19 protein-coding genes and 3 pseudogenes are annotated in these 21,014 nt (G+C 42.1%); all 22 read left to right on the top strand.

Going from position 1 to position 21,014, the window contains the following annotated elements; all coding sequences use genetic code 11:
• The first annotated feature begins 85 nt into the window (after positions 1-85).
• The 22 genes and pseudogenes from tet(O) to DWX00_RS18645 all read left to right on the top strand — a co-directional run bounded on the left by tet(O) (position 86) and on the right by DWX00_RS18645 (position 21,014).
• On the top strand, positions 86-2,005 hold the full coding sequence (gene tet(O) / locus DWX00_RS18760) for a tetracycline resistance ribosomal protection protein Tet(O) (protein ID WP_000691758.1): 1,920 nt from the start codon (positions 86-88) through the stop codon (positions 2,003-2,005).
• Between the two features lie 51 nt (positions 2,006-2,056).
• The gene (locus DWX00_RS18755) at positions 2,057-2,230 is read left to right on the top strand and encodes a cysteine-rich KTR domain-containing protein (RefSeq protein ID WP_002779755.1); all 174 of its coding nucleotides are present in this window, start codon (positions 2,057-2,059) and stop codon (positions 2,228-2,230) included.
• A gap of 490 nt (positions 2,231-2,720) precedes the next feature.
• A complete protein-coding gene (locus DWX00_RS18740; RefSeq protein ID WP_105116765.1) occupies positions 2,721-3,230 on the top strand; it encodes a sigma-70 family RNA polymerase sigma factor in 510 nt (169 codons plus the stop codon).
• A gap of 94 nt (positions 3,231-3,324) precedes the next feature.
• Entirely contained in the window at positions 3,325-3,750 is a 426-nt protein-coding gene (locus tag DWX00_RS18735) for a sigma-70 family RNA polymerase sigma factor (RefSeq protein WP_000323895.1), read from the top strand.
• 83 nt (positions 3,751-3,833) lie between these two features.
• A pseudogene (locus DWX00_RS18730) lies at positions 3,834-4,308 on the top strand (RNA polymerase sigma factor).
• Between the two features lie 154 nt (positions 4,309-4,462).
• Positions 4,463-5,495 (top strand): annotated as a pseudogene (locus tag DWX00_RS18725) (AAA family ATPase).
• 517 nt (positions 5,496-6,012) lie between these two features.
• Positions 6,013-6,978: a MobV family relaxase gene (gene mobV, locus DWX00_RS18720; protein WP_001820668.1), complete on the top strand. Its 966-nt coding sequence runs from the start codon at positions 6,013-6,015 to the stop codon at positions 6,976-6,978.
• A gap of 8 nt (positions 6,979-6,986) precedes the next feature.
• On the top strand, positions 6,987-7,841 hold the full coding sequence (locus DWX00_RS18715) for a ParB/RepB/Spo0J family partition protein (RefSeq protein WP_000743700.1): 855 nt from the start codon (positions 6,987-6,989) through the stop codon (positions 7,839-7,841).
• 45 nt (positions 7,842-7,886) lie between these two features.
• Positions 7,887-8,117 carry a YdbC family protein gene (locus DWX00_RS18710; protein WP_001206986.1) on the top strand — a complete coding sequence of 77 codons (231 nt, stop codon included), beginning with the start codon at positions 7,887-7,889 and terminating at the stop codon, positions 8,115-8,117.
• A 71-nt stretch (positions 8,118-8,188) separates the two neighbouring features.
• The gene (locus tag DWX00_RS18705; protein ID WP_001820669.1) at positions 8,189-8,380 is read left to right on the top strand and encodes a hypothetical protein; all 192 of its coding nucleotides are present in this window, start codon (positions 8,189-8,191) and stop codon (positions 8,378-8,380) included.
• A 54-nt stretch (positions 8,381-8,434) separates the two neighbouring features.
• Positions 8,435-10,291 (top strand): recombinase family protein, encoded by a 1,857-nt coding sequence (locus DWX00_RS18700; RefSeq protein ID WP_001820670.1) that lies wholly within the window; start codon positions 8,435-8,437, stop codon positions 10,289-10,291.
• Positions 10,284-10,691 (top strand): annotated as a pseudogene (locus tag DWX00_RS20760) (helicase); the annotation flags it as partial. The gene DWX00_RS18700 and the pseudogene DWX00_RS20760, both read left to right, overlap by 8 nt.
• Before the next feature lie 607 nt (positions 10,692-11,298).
• Positions 11,299-11,562 carry a hypothetical protein gene (locus DWX00_RS18690; RefSeq protein WP_117805192.1) on the top strand — a complete coding sequence of 88 codons (264 nt, stop codon included), beginning with the start codon at positions 11,299-11,301 and terminating at the stop codon, positions 11,560-11,562.
• A 78-nt stretch (positions 11,563-11,640) separates the two neighbouring features.
• Positions 11,641-12,624, top strand: coding sequence for a hypothetical protein (locus tag DWX00_RS18685; protein ID WP_118595998.1), 984 nt, complete (start codon positions 11,641-11,643; stop codon positions 12,622-12,624).
• Positions 12,605-12,898, top strand: a complete 294-nt coding sequence (locus DWX00_RS18680; RefSeq protein WP_118595997.1) for a hypothetical protein — start codon at positions 12,605-12,607, stop codon at positions 12,896-12,898. The genes DWX00_RS18685 and DWX00_RS18680 overlap by 20 nt, the downstream gene beginning before the upstream one ends.
• Positions 12,899-13,000: 102 nt before the next feature.
• Entirely contained in the window at positions 13,001-13,954 is a 954-nt protein-coding gene (locus DWX00_RS18675; RefSeq protein WP_118595996.1) for an LPD25 domain-containing protein, read from the top strand.
• A 91-nt stretch (positions 13,955-14,045) separates the two neighbouring features.
• Positions 14,046-14,540, top strand: coding sequence for a hypothetical protein (locus DWX00_RS18670; protein ID WP_117805188.1), 495 nt, complete (start codon positions 14,046-14,048; stop codon positions 14,538-14,540).
• 112 nt (positions 14,541-14,652) lie between these two features.
• Complete coding sequence (locus tag DWX00_RS18665) at positions 14,653-15,129, top strand: hypothetical protein (protein WP_117805187.1); 477 nt, start codon at positions 14,653-14,655, stop codon at positions 15,127-15,129.
• Between the two features lie 22 nt (positions 15,130-15,151).
• Positions 15,152-15,397, top strand: a complete 246-nt coding sequence (locus tag DWX00_RS18660) for a hypothetical protein (protein ID WP_118595995.1) — start codon at positions 15,152-15,154, stop codon at positions 15,395-15,397.
• Positions 15,398-15,415: 18 nt separating this feature from the next.
• Positions 15,416-16,981, top strand: coding sequence for a DUF6674 family protein (locus DWX00_RS18655; RefSeq protein ID WP_117805185.1), 1,566 nt, complete (start codon positions 15,416-15,418; stop codon positions 16,979-16,981).
• Between the two features lie 14 nt (positions 16,982-16,995).
• Positions 16,996-18,684 (top strand): hypothetical protein, encoded by a 1,689-nt coding sequence (locus DWX00_RS18650; RefSeq protein WP_118595994.1) that lies wholly within the window; start codon positions 16,996-16,998, stop codon positions 18,682-18,684.
• Between the two features lie 14 nt (positions 18,685-18,698).
• Positions 18,699-21,014: a VirD4-like conjugal transfer protein, CD1115 family gene (locus DWX00_RS18645; protein ID WP_118595993.1), complete on the top strand. Its 2,316-nt coding sequence runs from the start codon at positions 18,699-18,701 to the stop codon at positions 21,012-21,014.

Here is a 21,014-nt window from a genome sequence, read left to right as displayed (position 1 = left end):
GGTGTGAGAGGTCGAAAATTCCTCATCAAGAGGAATTTTCTCCTACTCGATTGCCCTTTTTGGGTGTTGATAGGAGGAAAATCACATGAAAATAATTAACTTAGGCATTCTGGCTCACGTTGACGCAGGAAAGACAACATTAACGGAAAGTTTATTGTATACCAGTGGTGCAATTGCAGAACTAGGGAGCGTAGATGAAGGCACAACAAGGACAGATACAATGAATTTGGAGCGTCAAAGGGGAATCACTATCCAGACAGCAGTGACATCTTTTCAGTGGGAGGATGTAAAAGTCAACATTATAGATACGCCAGGCCATATGGATTTTTTGGCGGAAGTATACCGTTCTTTATCCGTATTAGACGGAGCAGTATTATTAGTTTCTGCAAAGGATGGCATACAGGCACAGACCCGTATACTGTTTCATGCACTACAGATAATGAAGATTCCGACAATTTTTTTCATCAATAAAATTGACCAAGAGGGGATTGATTTGCCAATGGTATATCGGGAAATGAAAGCAAAGCTTTCTTCGGAAATTATAGTGAAGCAAAAGGTTGGGCAGCATCCCCATATAAATGTAACGGACAATGACGATATGGAACAGTGGGATGCGGTAATTATGGGAAACGATGAACTATTAGAGAAATATATGTCAGGGAAACCGTTTAAAATGTCAGAACTGGAACAGGAAGAAAACAGGAGATTCCAAAACGGAACGTTATTTCCAGTTTATCACGGAAGCGCTAAAAACAATCTGGGGATTCGGCAGCTTATAGAAGTAATTGCCAGTAAATTTTATTCATCAACGCCTGAAGGTCAATCTGAACTATGCGGGCAGGTTTTTAAGATTGAATATTCAGAGAAAAGGCGGCGTTTTGTTTATGTGCGTATATATAGCGGAACATTGCATTTGAGGGATGTTATTAGAATATCTGAAAAAGAGAAAATAAAAATCACAGAGATGTGTGTTCCGACAAACGGTGAATTATATTCATCCGATACAGCCTGCTCTGGTGATATTGTAATTTTACCAAATGATGTTTTGCAGCTAAACAGTATTTTGGGGAACGAAATACTGTTGCCGCAGAGAAAATTTATTGAAAATCCTCTCCCTATGCTCCAAACAACGATTGCAGTAAAGAAATCTGAACAGCGGGAAATATTGCTTGGGGCACTTACAGAAATTTCAGATGGCGACCCTCTTTTAAAATATTATGTGGATACTACAACGCATGAGATTATACTTTCTTTTTTGGGGAATGTGCAGATGGAAGTCATTTGTGCCATCCTTGAGGAAAAATATCATGTGGAGGCAGAAATAAAAGAGCCTACTGTTATATATATGGAAAGACCGCTTAGAAAAGCAGAATATACCATCCACATAGAAGTCCCGCCAAATCCTTTCTGGGCTTCTGTCGGGTTGTCCATAGAGCCGCTCCCTATTGGAAGCGGAGTGCAGTATGAAAGCAGAGTTTCACTTGGATATTTAAATCAATCGTTCCAAAATGCGGTTATGGAGGGGGTTCTTTATGGCTGCGAGCAGGGGCTGTATGGATGGAAAGTGACAGACTGTAAAATCTGTTTTGAATATGGATTGTATTATAGTCCTGTAAGTACCCCCGCAGACTTTCGGCTGCTTTCCCCTATCGTATTGGAGCAGGCTTTAAAAAAAGCAGGGACAGAACTATTAGAGCCATATCTCCACTTTGAAATTTATGCACCGCAGGAATATCTCTCACGGGCGTATCATGATGCTCCAAGGTATTGTGCAGATATTGTAAGTACTCAGATAAAGAATGACGAGGTCATTCTGAAAGGAGAAATCCCTGCTAGATGTATTCAAGAATACAGGAACGATTTAACTTATTTCACAAATGGGCAGGGAGTCTGCTTGACAGAGTTAAAAGGATACCAGCCAGCTATTGGTAAATTTATTTGCCAACCCCGCCGCCCGAATAGCCGTATAGATAAGGTTCGGCATATGTTCCACAAGTTAGCTTAACAGCTTGCAAAAGTCATATAAAATGAGATTTGAAAGGATTAGAGACTAATTATGATGAAATGCGAATGGATATTGTGTCCTGTTTGTGGGAGCAAAACCCGTAATAAAATTAGGAAGGACACTGTTTTGGAGAATTATCCCCTTTATTGTCCAAAATGCAGACAAGAAAGATTGATTAAAGTTGACAACTTGAAGATAACTGTCATCAAAGAGCCAGACGCTTAAGACGCAGAGCCGATGAAATTGTGGAACAATTCACGAATCATCGGCTCTTTTTGTTTCGTATTTGAAAGAACAAACTCACCAAATAAAAAAAACGATATTCGGGTGGGTTATTTTGTTATACCCTAAATTACCCTCTGAATTTGTTTTTAAATTTGGAGGGATTTTTTTATGTCCTTTTTTCGGGCAGTTATCTATCTGCTCATACGAAGCAAAATTTATCAATACATAGCATATCAGAGAACGGCAGGAAACCAGTTAAAAAAATTTCTGCCAGTGCAACGGTACTTCTCACCTTGAAAGTAGAAGTACAATCTCCATACAATAGAATTACTATTTCCTATAACCGTAAAGGTCACAGAGCCTTTGCGGTTTTTCTTTTGTCGATTTTTGTTGGAAAGTGCCGTAGGGCTGTTTCTGATATGCGGTGTCGTTCTCCGCCTCTCCATCTGGATTTTTTACATTTCAAAAATTCAGATGGGAGGTATTTATGGTGAAATATGCACCAAGAAAGGTATATATCAGAGAAAGTGGCGGCTATGTGGAATTATCCTACACGGAGTTCTGCCGTTGCAGGGAATCCGACCAGACCTATATGGACAAGCTGTTTATCCCCATTCAAGGCTGTCTGCTTGAAGTCGTGAGGGAGCAATACACAGACTTCTACCGTGACAAGGAACGGTGGCGTTATCTGCAAAAATTAGATACAAAGAATAGACTGCTATCTCTCGACGGATTTACGGACAGCGAGGGGAATCCTCTGGACTTTATCACTGATGAAGCGGTGGACATTGCAGAAACCGTTGTCAATGCGGTCATGGTGGACAGGCTGAAAGCCGCCCTGCCTTTGCTGTCGGATAGTGAACAGGAGCTGATACAGGCAATCTTTTTTGACGGACTTTCCGAGCGTGAAGTCGGGGCGAGGTTGGGCATAACCCAGAGCGTTGTAAACAAACGCAAAGCCAGAATCCTAATAAAACTAAGAAAGATAATAGAAAATTAAAATTTAAGGCGTTCAGCCCCCTTGTTTTTTCCTTTGGGAAGATGAGGGGGCTTTTCTCTGCCCTCTCAATCAATTCTGATTGGAGGAAGTAAGAATGGCATACAACCACGGACGGGAGGACAGGAAATGGCGTATCTGGAAAGAAGCGGAGGAAAAGCTGCTGCGTGAGTGCGGCGTTGATGAAGCGACCATTGAGCAGATACGCATGGCGGACAGGGCAGACTTCAATTCCAACAGGCGGTTTTACCGATGGACGAATGACGTTGCGGAATATCTTGAGGACATGGCAGGCAGGGAGCGGCAGGCGGAAGTGGGTACGGTTGCGGAGTTACTGGAAGAGATTGAGAGCGAAAATCTCTATCAAGTATTAGTCACGGTGGACGGGCGTACCTTGAAAATCGTCCTGCTGAAAATGCAGGGGTATTCCACAAAGGAGATTGCCCCGCTTGTGCATTTGACGACTGGTGCCATCTATGCGAGGTTAGACCATCTGCGGAAGAAGCTGCGGAAAATTTTATAGCTTCTAAAACAGCCTGCCATCCTGCGGGCTACTGGGTGAGGGATGGAAATCCCCTCACTCATTTTTTGCAGGAGGACAACAGGATGGCATACAGGGTTAAGGCATACACGCTTCGGGAGGAATCCACGGAAAGCGGCACAAGGTATTTTATCAGCTTTAAGGACGGGCAGGGCAAATCCCACGAGTTGGAAGTGTCGGAACAGTTCTTTATGGAGTTTCGGCAGATGGAGCGCAGGAACAGGAATCTTTTCTAATGGGACGAGCGGCACAGGGAGTTTAACGAGGTATGGGACGAAACCCTTTACAGACGGGCGTTGCGTGTGCCTAAGAGCCTTGATGAACGCATGGTTGAGGAAGAACGGAATGAAACGCTCTATAAGGCGGTTGGGAGCCTTCCAGAGATACAAAGGCGGCGTTTCCTGCTCTACTACGAGTATGAGTTCAATTTTTACCAAATCGCCGCTATGGAGCATTGCACCGCTTCGGCAATACAGAAATCTGTTGCGATTGCAAAGGAGAAAGTAAAGGCGGAAATTGAAGAAATATCTCCAACCGTGACCGACACCGCCCGAAAAAGAAATCTGTTTTTTATTTGTGTGGGATTGGCGGCATTACATACTCTCACTTTTTTCCGTGGGAGTAAATCTATTTTTAAGGAGGTCAACGCCTATGTGCAACGAAAACAAAGACACCGCCCGAAAGGAGGAAAGCCATGCAGAAGTTACAGACAGTCAACGCCGAAACGCTCCTTTATGAACCGCTTGAGAAACCATCCTTTGTGGTGGACAGCCTTATCCCGACAGGCTTATCGCTGTTCTGCGGCTCACAGAAGATAGGCAAAAGCTGGCTCATGCTGAAGCTATGCTTATGCGTGTCGCAGGGAATCCCTTTATGGGATATGCCGACAATGGAGGGCGATGTGCTTTACCTCTGCCTTGAGGACACGTTCTGCCGCATACAGGACAGGTTATTTCGTTTGACGGACGAAGCAAGCGGGCGGCTCCACTTTGCCGTGGCAAGTTGCAAGCTGTCAGACGGTCTTATCGTGCAGCTTGAAGATTATCTGAAAGATTACCCAGACAGCAGGCTCATTGTCATTGATACCTTGCAGAAAGTCCGTACAGCTTCAAAAGACAATGCCTATGCAAGCGACTATGGGGACATCTCCCTCATCAAAGACTTTGCCGACAGGCACTCTCTGGCGGTCATTGTCGTACACCACATCCGAAAGCAGAATGACAGCGACGTGTTCAACAAGGTGTCTGGGACGACAGGATTAACGGGGAGTGCGGACGCTACCTTTGTTCTGGAAAAGGAGAAACGTGCGTCTGACACCGCCAAGCTGTATGTGACGGGCAGGGACACGCCTTATCAGGAATACACGCTGCGTTTCCGTGATTGCCGTTGGGAGCTTGTGGAGCGGAAAACGCAGGAGCAGCTTGCGAAAGAAACGATACCAGATGTCCTTTTTCGGTTGGTGGATTTTATGAGGGATAAGGAAGAATGGATAGGCACGGCAACGGAACTGTTAGCCGCTATGGGGGAAACGGAAACCATACCCACGGTGATTACGAAATGGCTGAATGAATACCGCACCACATTTTTAAGCGAGAACCGTATCTGCTACCAGTACAGCCGCAGGAAAGACGGCAGGCGGATTGCCCTTGCAAGGAGGGCGGGTGACAGCGGTGATGGTGGTGACAGCGATATTAGGATACCCCCCTGTTACTGTCATTGACGCTTAAAGCCATGTAAAGCTGGCGGCTCTGCCCTGCGGGTGACAGCAGTGACGGTGGTGACAGTGATTTTAGGATACCCTGCCGCTGTCATCCCTACGGGAGAACACCCCGTAAACGCAAAATGCAGGCGTGAGATTTACTCGCCCTTTTCGGTCGTGTAAAACCACCCCTGCGGTCAGAAAAATCATTCCGATTTTTCCGACTGCGTTTACAGGGTGTAACACACTACACTTTGCCCTGCAAAGTCGTGTGCCAGACGTTCCCTCTGGACTCCCTTAAGGCAGGGCTGTGCCCTGCTATCCTACGCCTTACGGCTTCGGATAAAAGAATGGCGGCATGACGGTGACGGCTCTTGCGAGGGGGGTATCCCAAAAACACCGTCATCATCGACATGACCGTCATGCAGGGGGTGAGGGTGACAGTTGCGGCAGTCGGCAGGGGGTATCCCAAAACTGCTGTCACCACCGTCACCGCTGTCACCCCAAAGGACGGTCACCCGCCGAAAGAAAGGAGGAATCCGCCTATGCCTTATGCAATCCTGCGTTTCCAGAAACGAAAAGCGGGCGGCGTTGCGGCTTGTGAACGCCACAACGAGCGGAAGAAAGAAGCCTACAAAAGCAACCCAGATATAGATATGGAACGCTCTAAAAACAATTACCATCTCATAGCACCACCAAAGTACACCTACAAGAAAGAGATTAACCGCATGGTAGCCGAAGCGGGGTGCAGGACAAGGAAAGACAGCGTGATGATGGTGGAAACGCTCATCACAGCTTCACCAGAATTTATGAACCAGTTACCGCCCGAAGAACAAAAAGCGTATTTCCAGACGGCTCTTGACTTCATTTCGGAGCGTGTTGGAAAGCAGAATATCCTCTCCGCTGTCGTCCATATGGACGAGAGAACGCCCCATATGCACCTCTGCTTTGTGCCGATTACGCCAGACAATAAGCTGTCAGCGAAAGCTATCTTAGGCAACCAGAAATCATTATCCGAGTGGCAGACCGCCTACCATGAGCGGATGTCCTCACGGTGGAATCAGCTTGAACGGGGGCAGTCCTCAATGGAAACCAAGCGGAAACACGTCCCCACATGGCTCTATAAATTAGGCGGCAGGCTTGATAAACAGTATGAAGAAATCGTGTCTGCCCTATCCGACATCAACGCCTTTAACGCAGGGAAGAAAAGGGATAAAGCGTTAGATTTACTCTCTGCATGGCTGCCAGACGTGGAGAAATTCTCTAAGGAAATCGGGAAACAGCAGGCGTATATCGACAGTTTGAAAGAGAGAATTGGGCAGGAATCAGACTATGCGGGGCGTATGCGTGATGAAAAGTACGAGCAGGAACTAAAGGTGCAGAAAGCGAATCAGAAGATATTTGAATTGCAGAGAACCAACGAGCAGATGGGGCGGCTGCTGTCAAAAATACCGCCCGAAGTGTTGGAAGAATTGCAGAAAAATCATAGAAGCAGAGCGAAAGAAAGGTAGATATGTGAATGAAGAAACAGGATTTTAAGGTGTTAAAGACCAAAGACTTGTACCCGTTCCCCGACAATCCGTTTCATGTGGCAGAAGATGAAACACTGTCAGAGTTAGCGGAAAGCATCAAGGAATTTGGCATTGTCACGCCGATAATCACACGCCCGAAAGAGGACGGGGACGGTTATGAAGTGATTGCAGGACAGCGGCGTGTCCGTGCTTCTGAACTTGCAGGGATAAATACCGTGCCTGCGTTTGTCCTGCCCTTAGACCGTGACCGAGCCATCATCACCCTTGTAGACAGCAATTTGCAGCGTGAGAATATCCTGCCATCGGAGCGGGCGTTTGCTTACAAGATGAAATCCGAAGCCATGAAGCGGCAGGGTTTCCGCACAGACTTAACCTCGTCACAAGTTGTGACGAAGTTGCGGACGGACGACAAGGTGGCACAGGGCTTCGGCGTGGGCAGGATGACCGTGCAGCGTTTTATCCGCCTGACGGAACTGATACCGCCGATTTTGCAGATGGTGGACGAGGGGAAAATCGCCCTCACGCCTGCGGTGGAACTGTCCTTCTTGAAGAAAGACGAGCAGGAAAACCTCTTTGCCACGATGGAGAGCGAAGAAGCAACGCCCTCACTCTCACAGGCACAGCGGATGAAACAGTTAAGCCAGAGCGGGCGGCTTGACATGGATACGATATTTGCGATTATGACGGAGGAAAAGGGCAACCAGAAAGAAACCTTGAAAATCAACACAAGCAAGCTGAAAAAATACTTTCCGAAGAACACAACGCCGAAGCAGATGGAGGAAACCATCATCAAACTTTTGGAGCGTGAGTTGCAGAGGAAACGCAACCGTGACAGCCGCTAATCTTCTTTTTTCGGGAAGTAAATACAGAGAGTTGAGGTATGGAGAATGAGAGAAATCCAGTATGAAATCGTAAAGGAAATCGCAGTATTGTCTACGGGCGACAGTGGCTACACAAAGGAAATCAATCTCATTTCATGGAATGGGAAAGAGCCGAAGTATGACATCCGCAGCTTTTCCCCGAACCGTGAAAAGTGCGGCAAGGGAATCACGCTGAACGCTGATGAAGCGGCGGCACTCCTTAAAGCATTACAGAAAGAATTAAACAGCGAGGATTAATGGTATCTGATTGGCAGGGCGGGGACATTTCCAAACTCTTCCCTGCCCTGTCTGGAAAGGAAGATTTAAGTATGGGCGAGGATAAGAAAGCAGATAAAAAGAGAAAGCGTATCGTGCCAAAAGCACCAGTGCAGATGATAATCAGCCGTGAATATGTCGGCACACAGACCGTTACAGAAGCGTTTGTCCCGATTATCTCCGAGGATATTCGGAAGAAGATTGCCGAGGGCGACACCTTCGACAATGAGGGGCTGTCCGCTTAGAATGTACGCAATGGGACATGAAAACAGATAGGACAGATACGGAGGTTTTACAGTATGGCAGGAATCAAAGAAGAAAAGAAAATCTATTTAGTCGGCATTTATTGCCGCTTATCTAAAGACGATGGTACGGATAACGAGAGTGCGAGCATTGCGACACAGAAATCCATCCTCACGGATTATGTGAAAAAGCAGGGATGGCACATAGCAAAAACGTATGTGGACGATGGTTATTCTGGTACAAATTTCCAAAGACCAAGTTTCCAGAATATGATAAAAGACATTGAAAGCGGTCTGATAAACTGCGTGATTACGAAAGATTTATCCCGTCTGGGGAGAAACTATCTTGATTGTGGGTTATATCTGGAAGTTTTCTTCCCAGAGCATAACGTGAGGTATATAGCGGTCAATGACGGCGTAGATACCTTGAATAAATCTGCTATGGACATCACGCCTTTCCGCAACATTTTAAACGAAATGTATGCCGCTGACATATCTGTTAAGATAAAATCGGCATATCGGGCGAGGTTTCAACAGGGGAAATTCATGGGAACTACCGCCCCTTATGGCTATATCAAAGACCCTGCCGACCACAACCATCTGCTGATAGATGATAAAGTGGCACATGTTGTAAAAGAGATATTCGACCTTGCATTAAAAGGGAATGGAGTTGCCAAAATTTGCAGACATCTTAATAAACAGCATATCCTACGCCCTGCCGCTTATGCGGCGGAGCGTGGCGAAACAGGCTTTGAACGTCATTTTGAGGGGAACGAGGACAAACGCTATATTTGGAGTGGGAACAGCGTGAGGAGCATTTTAAGAAGCCCGATATATGCGGGAAATCTTGTAGGCTACAAACGGATTGCCGCCAATATGAAAAGCAAGAAACGCCCCTCTAAGCTGCCCGAAGAATGGGAAGTGATACCCAATACCCATGAGGGAATAGTCACGCAGGAGGAATTTGATATTGTCCAACAGCTTATTACAAGTCGTAGGCTTCCACAGAACAAGGGAGGATTTGTAAATATTTTTGCAGGCGTTATCAAGTGTGTGGACTGCGGATGTGCTCTGCGGGCAATGAACGTACACAGGAGGAAACGCCCAGAGATTATCGACTGTGTACAGTATTCATGTAATAATTATGCAAGAAACGGAAGAAGCGAGTGTAGTGCCCACAATATAGAAGCAAGGGATTTATTCAATGCCGTTCTTGCCGACATCAACTGTTTTGCGGATATGGCAGTGAATGATGAAAAGGCGGTCAGGGCCATAGAAAAGCGGCTCACGGAAACAGACCAGAGCAGGGCGAAAGCATTAGAGAAAGAACGTAAGAAGCTGAACAAACGCCTTGCGGAACTGGACAGGCTGTTTTCCTCTCTCTACGAGGATAAGGTCATGGAGCGTATTACCGAGCGGAATTTTGAGATGATGTCGGGGAAATACCAGAAAGAGCAGCTTGAAATTGAAGCAAGGCTGAAAGAGGTGACGGAAACTCTTAATGAAAGCTACGAGAAATCACGGGGAATCCGTGACTTCCTCGCCCTTATCCGAAATTATCAAGGCTTAAAAGAACTGGATGCAACAGTTATAAACGCACTCATAGACAAGATACTTGTTTCGGAGCGTGAGAAGATGGCAGACGGAACAGTGAAGCAGGAAATCAAGATTTACTATAAATTCATCGGCTTTGTCGATGAATTACATATCATACCTACAAAACGGTGGGCAGCAATGCCCGCTAAAAATTGTACGGTGTGCGGCGTTGAATATGTCCCGGGCTCTGGTGCATCAAGGTATTGTCCTGCTTGTGCCAAGAAGATACGGAGGGAGAAATCAAACGAGAGCAAACGCAGGAGCAGAGAACAGAAAAGGATAGCATGTATGAACTGTCCGCAAAAAATGACCGACTGACATTGAACAGCAGGAAGGACGTATTTTAAGGCAGGGAAACCGGAACCGCAAGGTAAAAATATTCCGTTATGTTACAGAAGGAACATTTGATGCTTATTCCTGGCAGCTGATCGAAAACAAGCAAAAATTCATCAGCCAGATCATGACAAGCAAATCGCCGGTCCGTAGCTGTGAAGATGTAGACGAATCCGCTCTATCCTATGCGGAAGTAAAGGCTCTTGCAACCGGAAATCCATATATCAAAGAAAAAATGGATCTTGACATTCAGGTATCACGTTTAAGACTGTTAAAAGCAAACTATACAAGTCAAAAATACCGGATGGAAGATAATATTGTTCAGCATTATCCACGCCAAATCGTTATGGTGAAAGAACTAATCGAAAAACTTGAACAGGATATAGCTCTCTATGAACAAAATGCTGCCACAAGCAAAGATAAGTTCCATATGCAGGTTGGATCAGGTGTGTATGACACAAGAAAGGATGCAGGAAACGCTATCATAAAATTTTTTCAAACTGATGCGGATGGAACTGCCAAAATCGGAACATATCTCGGATTTTCAATGAATATAGCATTCGATTCCTTTAATAGAAAATTCGTTTTGAGACTTAAGGGAGCTATGAACCACCCTGTTGAGATTGGTCCTGATCCAGTTGGAAATATTATTCGATTGAACAATGTTTTGAAAACCATGCCGGATAAGCTTGCCGAAGCCAAAGACAGACTTGAAACCTTAACTAATCAATTAGAATCAGCGAAAATAGAAGTAACGAAACCATTCCAACAGGAAGAAGAACTCGCTGAAAAGCTAAAGCGACTGGCAGAACTGAATGCGCTCCTGAACATGGATGAGAAAGGAACAGATGCTCTTATACTGGAAGATGATGAACAACCTGCAATAGTAAACTCCGACATGGCAGTTACGCCAATCACATCCGTGAAAACAAAACCAATGCTAAAGAAAAAAGTGGTTGGACTATGCTTATAAGAAAATGGGGAGGATTTCAATGGAAATAACAGAAATAGAATGCAAAATCCTACGGATAAAAGCCGGAGCTATTTTAATTCTTGGGATGCAGCTAGGAAGTGAGCTGCAGCTTGATACGGAAGAAAAACGAGAGGATGTTCTGATGCAACTGGTGGCTATGCAGCGGCTTGTCGAAAAAGCCGAATATTCCCCAGATCTTGCATTTGAATATTTCGGTTATTCGGAACAAAAACGGCAGCTTTACAAGAAGGTTGTTGACTACATGATTGATGTTTCGAAATAAAAAAGGTGTTAAAAAGAAAAAAAGGTCGCTAAGGGAAATTTCATCTTTCTCTTACGACATTTTTTGTTGGAGGCATTTATGAGTAAAAGAAAATTTTCAAAAAAAGAGGTTGCCATAAGCATAGCGGCGGCCGCTCTTGCAATAGCAACGGTTGGAGGCGCGGTCGCTATCCATAAAGATTCCAGCAACTCAAATACTGGACATTCTATTACCGTGGAGCAATCAGACTACAGTAAAAAAAAGGAAGAGGCAATCCAGCAGATTCAGGATGCCGTAAAAGACTTATCGGATGACCAGCAATCCGAAATTGACTCTTATATCAAACAGAATATTGAAAACATCCAAAAAGCTGAGTCTGAACGTACCATAGAAAGCACGCTGCAGGAAACACTCGATTACATAGACCAAAGAAGTTTGAGTGAAAAAGAAGAGCAACGAAAAGAAACACAGACAACGGAAACATCTTCTTCCAGTGAAAGGGAGGTTACTTCTTCCTCTGTATCAGAAGAAGATAAATACCATATCCTTGGGGAAGATTATATTTATGAAAATAACGACTATCTTCCAGTTATCAATCAAAGTAACTGGATCTATATGTCTGATGAAGAGAAAGACGATTGGCTGAAGAAATGCACACCGGTAAAAGAAGATTCCGCCCACTCTATCACAGCCATATGTACAGACGCTTATGGTTACAATAAAAGCTGGTTTCTTCCCTGCAGACTGCATAAATGGATCACGGAAAACAATATCACAGCAACGGAAGGTGAATATCTGGCCTATGGAACCTATAAACCAAGTAAGGAAACATTCTATCTCGTACTGAATGACAGTAACCGAACCGTAACTCTGGTTACATACAACAAAAATTCCCAGGACTTTTCCTTTGAATTTGCCGGCATGACAGAGAGTGAGGTACTGGAAATGAAGAAAATGGATGCAAATACATCAGACACCACAGGGCACCAGGAAGATTCCAATAATACTTCTGATGCCGGTGATGCACCACTTTCTGAATCTGCCTTAAATGAAATGGAGAAAAATGCAGAACAAAATCAATAAAATCAAACATACCGGCGTATATGTTCTGGTTGTAGATGATTACTTATACAAAACCGGAGACATATTTGGCGAGTGGATTTTTCTTCCCATGGATTCACCGGCAATCTCAAAATATGATGATACTTACGTTATTATTAAGTATGATTTAAGTGACATTACAAATCAGACACAGAAAAACTGGATTCAAAAGCAAATCGAGCAAAATAAACATAATATTTCGCGCCTCAATAACATCTTAATAGCGTATATGGAGAACGAAAACTGGAATTCATAGTCTCCAAGGAAAACTGATACTTATAAATTTTCCGAAAAAGGTAGCCTAATTTTGAGGCTGCCTTTTTTGAACCACAAATCAAAAAAAGGAAGAATTAAAAACATGAAAATACAACGAGATGGGAAAGAATATACCTTGACGGCCGAAGAAGTTATGGAAGCCCACGAAGAATTTGTTACCAGTTTTATGGTTGCCGAATTGGAAAATTCATATGATGTACCACATAAATATTCGAAAGATCTCGCAAAAGAGGCATATGATATGTATGCTGACAGCAGTATTTATTCCGAATATGATTGCATCGAACGTGTTGCAAAGGACTATCAGGATCGCTGTAAAGAACCTACTGTTACAATAACTTGGTCAGAGTGTAACGATTTTGAAGATGGCGAGGTTATTCCGATCGCAGAAGCAAATAAAAGGTTTGAATTAATTGATGCCGATATTCGAGAACAATATGGCGGCCACTATTATGAAAAGACAAAATTCCTGTTGAATTATAATATGGGGAAAGAAAATTTTTCCTATGAAGGCCGCCAGGATTTCGGTGATTATGAGGGTTCCTTGATCGATCACCTTCATAATATGGCACTTATGTATGCATATGATTCTGAGTATTATGATTCGGTGGCATCCAGTAATACACCGGAACTTGCAGAGAAAATCCGTACCAATGGACTGTTTCTTTTAAATAAGCTGGTGCTGTATTTGAGAGCACATGAAGAAATTTCCGATAAATCAGTAACAGTGCATGTTCTGTTTGACAAGCCATCTGTAGAGATAGAATCATGGAAGGAAAAATACTTGATAGATTTCGATAACTATGTATCCGACTGCAGATACTGCCTTAATTCTGGTTTGAATTTACCCGATGAACCGATGTTAAAAGATTACGATCCAGCTTTAATTGCAGAAAGGCAAAAAATAGAGGAAGAACTTAAGCAGGAAGCTGCTGCTGCGGGAATGACGGTAGAGGAATATGCTGCAAATGATTTTATTTCTCCAAAGCAGCAAACAACGAATAAGAAAGCCACAAAAAAACAGCCAACCCTTTAACCTATGTTCAGCAATCTATCCCCGGCTTCTTGCATATACCTAATTTTCTGTTATTATAAAAGTGAGAAAAAATGAAAGAGGCGAAAGAAATATGAAATTTGATATTAATGCATTAATTCAAAAACAAAAAAGACCAATCAAAGATAAAAAACAGCTTTCTGCTGAACTGAAAAAAACTATTGAGCAAGAAGAAGATCCTCGGATTCAAAAACATAAAATTAATGCCTTGAAAAAGGGTTATACTCCAGAAGAAGCGGAGAAAATTGCTAGTATTTGCCGATCATACTATAAGTCTATTGACAAAATGCAAGCGGAACTTTCTGAGAAATCCATGAAAATTCACGAGATTTTTAACGAGCAATCTGTAAAGAAAGGATCATGGCAGCAAAAATACTTGACAGATTTTGATAAATATGTATCCAAATGTAGATACTGCCTTAATTCTGGTTTAGATTTGCCTGATGAGCCGCTATTTACAGATTATGTTCCGGATTTAATTCCTGTAGAGGAAGAACTTAATCAGGAATCTGCTGCCGCAGGAATGACGTTAGAAGAATATATCAAAAAAGAATATCTTTTCAAATAATATTTTCAAAAGGCAAAAAACAGTAAACAAGCATACAAAATGTTCCCAAAAACGCCCAATCATTTAAGACTGCTAAGCAGTCTTTTTTATTACAAAAAAGGAGAAAGAAACTATGGATATAGATACATTAATTGAGCGACAAGAAGTACTGGTTGAAAATCAAAAACAGCTTTTATCTGCGATGGTGTCTACACTTGACCTAATGAAAGCAGAAAAATTACGTCAAGAAATAGATCAGGAAATAGCATTTGATGAACCAAATAAGACTGTTGAGCAAGAAGAAGATCCTCGGGTCCAAAAGCATAAAATTATTGCCTTGAAAAATGGTTATACCCCGGAAGACGTGGAAGAAGTTGCGAGTATTTACCGATCATACTATGAATCTCTTGATGAAATCGAGGCAGATCTCGCTGCAGAAGGTAAGCCAAGTAATGGATCTGACTATGAATTACGAGCTGAAAATGTACGTGCGCTTCGCGATCAGGACTTATCATATATTGACCACAAATATGAAGAGCAGCGCAAACAGAAGTCACGTCCTACGCAGCATCCACTGAAACGTCCCAAAAAAACGATGAGTAAAATTTGACTTGTAGAAAAGAGGAAACCATATGTCAGAGTCACTGGGCCCCCGGAAAAAGGATTGGGATTTTTCATCCACATTAAAAACTCTTCTGGATCGTCATACTCTCGAACTTTCCAACGAAGAATTAGAGGAAATCAATCTATACCTTTTAAATCAAAGAGAACACGCGATCACTTTATACTCTCAGCAATTATATGGAATGAAACGTACAGCCAATCGTTTATCCAACACTTCAACATCCTTTCAGGATCAGTTACAACACATGAACTAAAAAGAAAGAAGGGTTCTTATGTCACAAGAAATTGAAAATAATTTTGAAGAACGAAAGAAAGACTGGGACTTGACCGGGCTTTTGGACGATGTTATTCGAAGGTACATATATCAACTGACTAATGATGAGCTTAATGAAATCAACTTGGAAAAAGCTTCTGGAATGCCAGATGAAGAGATTAAAAATGGAATCAAACTCCCTTTGGCTACTATGCAGCAACGCCGTGAAACATGGGGTTCTCAAAGTAAATTAGATGTACAAGAGCCTATGATTTTTATATTGCAAAGTACAGTAGAAAAGTTGTCCGTCGGAGACAAAATCCCATTATCAGACGCAGATAGCTTTTTGATTCACCAAGAATCCGGTGTTCTTAATTATGAACTTCATTATTTGATGAATGGTACGCCGCAGGAGTATAATGCATTCCTTGATCTTTCTAAAGTTAAAGTGGCCGACACGTTAATGGATGGCGTTACGCACAGCACTCCACCTGCTTTATCGGATTACCTTGAGCGGCATCAACAATTAAACGATACAGAACTTGGAGCCAAACGATTGCAGAAGTTAAATTGTGATTCAAAAAATGTATCTTATGCAAATGCTCTACTTTCCTATGTAAGAGAAGCAAGGGAATGTTTAAATTCTGGAAAACAACTTCCACAGCGGCCAACCAGAAGTTCTATTACTCTTGAAAAGCCAAACGAAGAAGTTGCAGTTCCGCTTTCCGAACAAACTCCAGAAGAAACTGCTGTCCTTGATCTTAATTCTGCACCTGAAATTAGTATCCCTTCATCCAACAATGAAGAAGTTATGCAGCATCAAAACACCACTCCGGAAAGTCCGGAGGCAGAACATCAACAAGCAAAAATGGAAAATCTTATGGATATATCTCTTCCATTGGTTGATCAGGAACCATTTCAAGAGATACTACAGGCTCTTCTGAAAAATGATATGTCTCAAGCAGCTAATCTGTTGCAATATCTCGGAAGTCATCTGGATAAATTACAAGAAGAGCATCAGAAAATGCAAGTAGAATTCCGGGAACTCAAAGAACAGGTAAATTCTATTGACGAAAGATTTTTTAATGATTCTGACAGTGTTGATACTGTACAGAATAATCTTGATCAGAGTGAAAAACTCATAACACTTAACAAGTCCCGCCTTGCCAATGTTGTTCTGCAGACTAAGAGTAAATTAAAAACTGCTGGAAAAAATGCGCTTTTATCGTTTGCTGAAAAAATTCATGTTCCAAAAGCTTTGGCTTCGTTGCAAAAGGGAATGCAGCATACGCAGGATTCTCTCGATGTACTATTCCAGCGGCTGAACGATGCAAAGCAGGCCGTACAAGATGTTTCCAATAGTGTAAAAAACGTTGGCCGGGCATTGACCGGAAAAGAACTTCTTGAATATGTCCCGTGGGACCCAGAAAAGGGTAAGATTGCTTCTGTCCAGCGTAAGATTTACGCTATGGAGCGTACATTGGGTAATTTGCAGGAAAGAACAAATACATTACTTTCTAAAATGCAACGTCCTGAGCAGAAACCCGAGAAGCAGGTAAAAAAGACAACTAAAAAGGTTATTTAAAGGAGGTATTAAAAATGGCAGCTGAAGATGCAGGTGGAAGTGGTGACCTTGCTATCTTGGTCAACACAGAAATGATTGTTCTTAAAGGGGCTGTTAAAGCAGCAGCTTCCGCAGGTAGTGTAACCGGAAAGGTAGTAAATAAAGCTCTGCTTTCTCCCTTCCGACTGATTCAATTTTGTATGAAACTACATAAGCAACATATAATCTCCACGTCAGACTTCAAAAGTTTTACACAATTCATGAAAGCCTGTGATGGAGATTATATTATCGCAAATCTCCCCACACGCGATCCGGAACAGTTGGATAAACTCATGGATTCCATGACAGAGGTTGGAATTACCTACTGTCTCCTTCCTGATCTGGATATTCAGGATTCCTGCCAGCAAATTGCCATACGTGGAAAAGACGTTGCAAAATGGCAGGCATTATACGAATCTTATGTAACAAACCAGCTCGATCTTGGTGGTCCACTGGATTTTGAAGAGTTGAAAGCTCTTACTTCCGGAAATTATAAAATCAAAAGTCTTGCACTCGGAGATGCTTCGGAAGATAATGAGCAACTAGAGCAATTCCTGGATATATTGGACGAACGTGGCGTGAACTATTCTGTTCTTCCGGATCTTAAATATGGAGATAATCACATCCAGATTGCCGTTGCGAATCAATCTCTGCAACAATTCGCAGCAGCTATTAAAGCATATTTAGAAGAATTTCCGGATGCAGCTAAAAATTTGGTAGAAGATATAACTGAACAAGAATATTTTGATTCTGGCCGTATGTCAGAGGAAGATTATATGAAAACAGCTTCGCCGGAAATAAAGGAAAAAACCGATCCAAAAAATTGGCAGAAAGGAAAAAATCTGAATGCACAGTCTTTTGAGCAAGCCCTGGCTGGGAAAGAAGTCGATCGTTATGAAACCTTAAAGAACCGACCAGGGTTAATCGAACGATATATTCCTTCTCAAAGAGTAGCTGCCAGAAGAGAAGATGAAATTGCGCTGCAGACAGGTGACCGAGAATATGTTCGTATTCAGGAAGCTCTTTCCGTTGACAATGGTAAGGGCTTTATTATTTTTCTTGATCCGGAAAAAAATTATAATGTCTATCGTCCGGATGAAAAAGGGATTCTTCAGACTCCTTCCGGCAGTCTGTCTGGAAAAGAATTTTCCAAGTATACAGAACAATCTGACGAAACACATCGTTTAGATTATATTCCGTATGCAGAAACTGAAACTCCGTCCGAAGCTCCTCAAAAGCAATCATCAAAAGCAAAATCTATGGAAAAAACTGTTTCACAAAGCTCTCCAGATGTTTCTACTCAAGAAGCAGCTTTTCCCGTTACCATTAATTGTAGTCTTGTTGATGATATTATGGATGACAAGACTTTTATTTCTCGTATTCCTGGTTCTAAATTGCATATCAAACTTCCTCTTTTTTCCATTGCTGATGACGGAAAAACTCTTGTTTCAGCAATTGATCCACAAAAGGAATATGAAATTTTTAAAAATGATTCACCAACATCGAATCCTTTATTGAATATGAAAGGAGCGCAAATACTACCTTATTATGATCCAGTTCGACGCAAAAACATAACAAAACAGTTCGGCCAGAATCAAAATAAGATTTTAAAGTTTTCTCAAAATCCTGCTTCTAAACACAAGCCTAAATCTTCCCCTATAAGGAAAAAAGACTTAAAGCTTTAATATAAGGAGAAAAAATGATAAAGAAAAAAAAGATTCCAATTAAAAGTCTTGTGCTTATTCTTATTTTGGTCGAATTAATCTGCCTTGTATTTGCAGGTATTTTGGGTGAACCTGGTAATGATATAAATCTTAAAACAGCGTCATGGATGAATCATCCATGGCGCTGTTTTAATCAGTACACATTGATTAGTCTTGGATGTGGTCTGACCGGATGGGTATTTTTTCTTGCGTTTTATTTGGATACGCATCGCAACACACATTCAGACATCGAACATGGTTCTGCAGAATGGGATGATCCGGACACTGCAAATAAACGCATGGCCGATCTTAAGCATCCGGAAAATAACCGCATTCTTTCCAAACACGTAAATCAGGCTTTATCCGGTTCGAAATCCTTTCCAAATAATAATATGATTGTTGTCGGTGCTCCTGGTACCGGTAAATCATTATTTGTGATTGCTCCAAATATTTTAAAATGTATTTCTTCCTATTTATTCATGGACCCTAAAGGTGAACTTGTGGAAAAATATGGAAACTATTTGCAAAAGAACGGTTATCAGATCCGTGTTTTGAACTTAAAAAACATGGAATCTTCTGATCGATACAATCCTTTTGTTTATATCCGAACAGAAGATGATATTCCACGATTGATTATGAATATTTTCAAGTCTGTGGAACCCCCGGATGCCCAAAAAGGCGACCCTTTCTGGGATGATGGTTGCGCTCTTTATCTGCAGTCTCTCTTTTATTTCGTGTGGGCTGTATCTGTACCAGATAAAAAAAAGATTTTTGCAGAAGCCGGTTTAAAATGGGAACCTGTATATGCTACGCAAACTTTAAATCAAGTAACAAAGCTCATGCAGCTGGAAAGTAAAAAAGTACCACCTCGCTCTGAGGATGAAGAAGAGTCCACAGAATTATCTTTATTAATGGATGCATTAGCAGATATGTATCCAGATCATCCAGCTGTCAGAGATTATCGTAAATTAAAAGAAGGTGCGCCCGAAACAGTTGCTTCCGTTCTTTTAATTTTAAATGGAAAATTCAAGTTCTTTTATTCGAAATCTATTCAGCGCATTTTTGAAGCAGATGATATGAACTTATGGGAACTTGGAACCGGTTGGCACAGGGATGGAAAAAGTAAAGTAGCATTATTTCTAGTCCTAAAAGAAAACGATAGCAGCTACAATTTTGTGGGAAATATGCTTTATCAACAGCTGTTCGATGAACTTTTGGTAGAAGCAGATCAGAATTACCATGGTGTTCTTCCTATTCGTGTTGAGTGTTGGATGGACGAGTTTGGCAACGGGTTACGGCCGGAAGGTTTTGAACATTTAATCACAACCCTTCGATCTCGTAACATTGCTGTCATGCTGTTCCTGCAATCAATTAGTCAGCTGCAAACCATGTACAAGGGTGACGGATGGAAAGTATTCATGGATTCCTGTGCTGTATTTTTATTTCTTGGTTCCGGCCGTGGTGCGTATGACACCCAGGAAACTATCAGTAAAATGTTGGGTGCTGCCACAATCGAAAAGGCATCCGGTAGTGTTTCATACGGTCAAAACGGAAGCAGCAGCACAAGCTACGATCGCCTGCAGCGTTCGCTTATGGATGCAAATGAAGTTGCACAAATGGATAAAGACAGTTGCATCATTCTTCCATTTGCAAGTAAACCAATCATCGACAAAAAATATAAGCCATTCCATGATCCCTCTTATTTGAAGGCAAAAAAATATGGACCTTATACCCATCCAGTTGAAATTTTCCGTGATAAAAACGGAAACCTGCATACAGTAAATCACCAGGAGAAATTTTATTTTCCGGATGAAGGTCTTCAAGCAAAAATACGCGATGATCTAAAAGAAGGGAAATCTTCCGGCATGTTATTCGAACTCAGCGAAGATGAATTTTGTTCTCTGGATCTGGATGATCCGAAACTGAATGGCCCGCAAGGAAATCTTTTTTTGCTTCAACAGTTAAAGAAATTGGAAGATGATAGTGCCACTTTAAAATTACAGAATGCTGTCAACGAAAAAATGAATTCTGTAATTTATGATACGTCAGACAACACATCCTCCTTGGAGGCAGATGAAGAATCTGCCGCAGAAACCATTTCTGTTTATGATGTGCGTCAATCTTGGGATCTTTCCGGGAATCTGGAAGATGTTATCCGAAGATATATACTCGAACTTTCCGAAGATGAAGTATCAAACATCACAGAAGCTATGAATCGGCATATCCCGGAAAAGAAGATCAAAGATTGTTTAACTCTTCCACCGGAAAAATTATGTCTTATGCTGCAGTTTTATATGAAACAAGCAAACTAA

It is taken from the genome of Blautia sp. AF17-9LB (genome assembly GCF_003479185.1).
GTDB lineage: Bacteria > Bacillota > Clostridia > Lachnospirales > Lachnospiraceae > Fusicatenibacter > Fusicatenibacter saccharivorans.
The sequence above is the reverse complement of the archived record's forward strand: the minus strand, read 5'-3'. Positions and strand labels throughout refer to the sequence as shown.

Coding starts and splice junctions, on each gene's coding strand:
- DWX00_RS18645 (WP_118595993.1), top strand. CDS start 18,699: ATGATAAAGAAAAAAAAGATTCCAATTAAAAGTCTTGTGCTTATTCTT.
- DWX00_RS18700 (WP_001820670.1), top strand. CDS start 8,435: ATGGCAGGAATCAAAGAAGAAAAGAAAATCTATTTAGTCGGCATTTAT.
- DWX00_RS18715 (WP_000743700.1), top strand. CDS start 6,987: ATGAAGAAACAGGATTTTAAGGTGTTAAAGACCAAAGACTTGTACCCG.
- DWX00_RS18655 (WP_117805185.1), top strand. CDS start 15,416: ATGTCACAAGAAATTGAAAATAATTTTGAAGAACGAAAGAAAGACTGG.
- DWX00_RS18685 (WP_118595998.1), top strand. CDS start 11,641: ATGAGTAAAAGAAAATTTTCAAAAAAAGAGGTTGCCATAAGCATAGCG.
- DWX00_RS18710 (WP_001206986.1), top strand. CDS start 7,887: ATGAGAGAAATCCAGTATGAAATCGTAAAGGAAATCGCAGTATTGTCT.
- DWX00_RS18660 (WP_118595995.1), top strand. CDS start 15,152: ATGTCAGAGTCACTGGGCCCCCGGAAAAAGGATTGGGATTTTTCATCC.
- DWX00_RS18675 (WP_118595996.1), top strand. CDS start 13,001: ATGAAAATACAACGAGATGGGAAAGAATATACCTTGACGGCCGAAGAA.
- DWX00_RS18735 (WP_000323895.1), top strand. CDS start 3,325: ATGGCATACAACCACGGACGGGAGGACAGGAAATGGCGTATCTGGAAA.
- DWX00_RS18670 (WP_117805188.1), top strand. CDS start 14,046: ATGAAATTTGATATTAATGCATTAATTCAAAAACAAAAAAGACCAATC.
- DWX00_RS18665 (WP_117805187.1), top strand. CDS start 14,653: ATGGATATAGATACATTAATTGAGCGACAAGAAGTACTGGTTGAAAAT.
- DWX00_RS18705 (WP_001820669.1), top strand. CDS start 8,189: ATGGGCGAGGATAAGAAAGCAGATAAAAAGAGAAAGCGTATCGTGCCA.
- mobV (WP_001820668.1), top strand. CDS start 6,013: ATGCCTTATGCAATCCTGCGTTTCCAGAAACGAAAAGCGGGCGGCGTT.
- DWX00_RS18690 (WP_117805192.1), top strand. CDS start 11,299: ATGGAAATAACAGAAATAGAATGCAAAATCCTACGGATAAAAGCCGGA.
- DWX00_RS18650 (WP_118595994.1), top strand. CDS start 16,996: ATGGCAGCTGAAGATGCAGGTGGAAGTGGTGACCTTGCTATCTTGGTC.
- DWX00_RS18755 (WP_002779755.1), top strand. CDS start 2,057: ATGATGAAATGCGAATGGATATTGTGTCCTGTTTGTGGGAGCAAAACC.
- DWX00_RS18680 (WP_118595997.1), top strand. CDS start 12,605: ATGCAGAACAAAATCAATAAAATCAAACATACCGGCGTATATGTTCTG.